Here is a 2373-nt window from a genome sequence, read left to right as displayed (position 1 = left end):
AGACAGGACCGCATTCTCGATGGACGGACTCGCCATCGAAATCACCCCACCGGCCGACGGCAAGGCGATGGAATTTTCCGGAACCACGGAAAAGTTCAATGCCGACCTGACGCTGGTCGAGGACCCGAAGTCCAAGGACGTGATCAACGCGCTCGGTTACCAGAACATCACCGGGAACCTTGAAATGAAGGGCACCTGGCAGCCTGCGGACGGCAAGATGGAGCTGTCGAAATACGACATCTCCGTCGACAATGCCGGAACGCTTGGCATGACCTTCGGTCTCGGCGGCTACACGTTGGACGTCATCAAGTCGCTGCAGGAGATGCAGAAGAAGATAGCGGCTCAGCCCGAAGGCGCCGACAACTCGGCGCAAGGCATGGCCATGCTCGGCGTCCTGCAGCAGCTTTCATTCAACAGCGCTTCGATTCGCTTCGACGACGATTCGCTGACCAACAAGGTGCTGGACTACGTCGGCAAGCAGCAAGGCATGTCCGGCAAGGACATCGCCAACCAGGCCAAGGCGATCGTGCCTTTCGGCATGGCGCAGCTCAACAATCCCGAATTGACGGCGCAGGTGTCGGCGGCAGTCGGCAAATTTCTCGACGATCCGCAGAGCCTCGAGATCTTGGCCGAGCCGCCGGCGGCAGTGCCGTTCGCGCTGATCATGGCGGGCGCCATGTCCAACCCGCTCGACCTGCCGAAGACGCTTGGCGTGACGGTCAAGGCGAACGAAGACTGACCGGCACGTCTCTGGCCGGTTCTGCAAAATGCGCTTACATTGGAAGTGTCAGCGCCGCCCCTCATCCGCCTGCCGGCATCTTCTCCCCGTATAGTGACGGGGAGAAGGGAAATGGCCGCGACCTTGGCGCCCATTTTGCAACGCAGGCAGCTGACGAAACCATTCGTGACGGCGTCTTTCTCCCCGTCAGTATACGGGGAGAAATGCCCGGCAGGGCAATGAGGGGCAGCGCAAACCGACAGCGTTTAGAATCGGTTGCTGGAGGTTTTAAGCCTCTTTCTTGGTCACGGCGACGCGCAGCGATAGTTCGCGGAGCTGCTGCGGGCTGGCTTCCGACGGCGCGCTCATCAACAGGTCATAGGCCTGCTGGTTCATCGGGAACATCGTCACTTCGCGCAGGTTCTTGGCGCCGACCAGCAGCATGACGACGCGGTCGATGCCGGCCGCCATGCCGCCATGCGGCGGTGCGCCGTACTGGAAGGCGCGGTAGAGGCCGCCGAAGCGCTCCTCGACCGTCTCGCGGTCCAGCCCGACAGTCTCGAACGCCTTGACCATGGTTTCCGGCAGATGGTTGCGGATTCCGCCAGACGCGATCTCGAAACCATTGCAGACCATGTCATACTGGAACGCCTTGATCCCAAGCAGATCCTCGCCGTTGAGCGCGTCGATGCCGCCTTGCGGCATGGAAAACGGATTGTGGGCGAAATCGATCTTTTTCTCGTCCTCGTTCCATTCGAAGAAGGGAAAGTCGACGATCCAGCACAGTTCGAAGCGGTCGCGGTCGACAAGGTTCAGCTCCTCGCCGGCGCGAGTGCGCGCCGCGCCCGCGAACGAGACGAATTTCTTTGGGTCGCCGGCGACGAAGAAGGCGGCGTCGCCATCGGCAAGACCGAGTTGCTGGCGGATCGCCTCGGTGCGCTCCTCGCCGATGTTCTTGGCGAGCGGCCCGGCGCCTTCGAGCTTCTCGCCTTCCTTTCGCCAGAAGATATAGCCGAGGCCCGGCTGGCCCTCGCCTTGCGCCCAGGAATTCATGCGGTCGCAGAAGGCGCGCGAACCGCCGGTCCTGGCCGGAATGGCCCAGACCTCGGCCTTCGGGTCGTTGGCGAGGATATTGGCGAACACCTTGAAGCCGGAATCGCGGAAATGATCAGAGACCGCCTGCATCTCGATCGGGTTGCGCAGGTCCGGCTTGTCGGTGCCGTATTTGCGCATGGCGACGTCATAGGCGATGCGCGGAAACTCCTGCGTCACCGGCTTGCCGGCGGCAAAGGTTTCGAACACACCGCGCATCACCGGCTCCATGGTCGCCAGCACGTCGTGTTGCTCGACGAAGCTCATTTCCACGTCGAGCTGGTAGAATTCGCCCGGCAGGCGGTCGGCGCGCGGATCCTCGTCGCGGAAGCACGGCGCGATCTGGAAGTAACGGTCGAAGCCCGAAACCATGATCAGTTGCTTGTATATCTGCGGCGCCTGCGGCAGCGCGTAGAAGGTGCCGGGATGGATGCGCGACGGCACCAGGAAGTCACGCGCCCCTTCAGGCGACGAAGCGGTCAGGATCGGCGTTGAGAATTCGGTGAAGCCGACCTCGCCCATCCGCTTGCGCATCTCGGCGATGATTTTCGTACGCGCCACGA

The 2373-nt window shown here is 62.2% G+C and carries 1 protein-coding gene and 1 pseudogene; one reads left to right on the top strand and one right to left on the bottom strand.

Annotation, left to right across the window (positions count from 1 at the left end; genetic code table 11):
• Positions 1-739, top strand: a pseudogene (locus EOA86_RS30925) (hypothetical protein); the annotation flags it as partial.
• A gap of 267 nt (positions 740-1006) precedes the next feature.
• Here the strand turns inward: EOA86_RS30925 and aspS are convergent.
• Positions 1007-2373 (bottom strand): aspartate--tRNA ligase (gene aspS, locus EOA86_RS30915; RefSeq protein ID WP_128345084.1); only part of this gene is annotated, 1367 nt, incomplete at its 5' end.

The sequence above is a fragment of the Mesorhizobium sp. M5C.F.Ca.IN.020.32.2.1 genome, assembly GCF_004023105.1.
In the GTDB taxonomy this organism is placed as follows: domain Bacteria; phylum Pseudomonadota; class Alphaproteobacteria; order Rhizobiales; family Rhizobiaceae; genus Mesorhizobium; species Mesorhizobium wenxiniae.
Note: the sequence above shows the minus strand (reverse complement) of the source record. Positions and strands in the feature narration are given on the sequence as shown.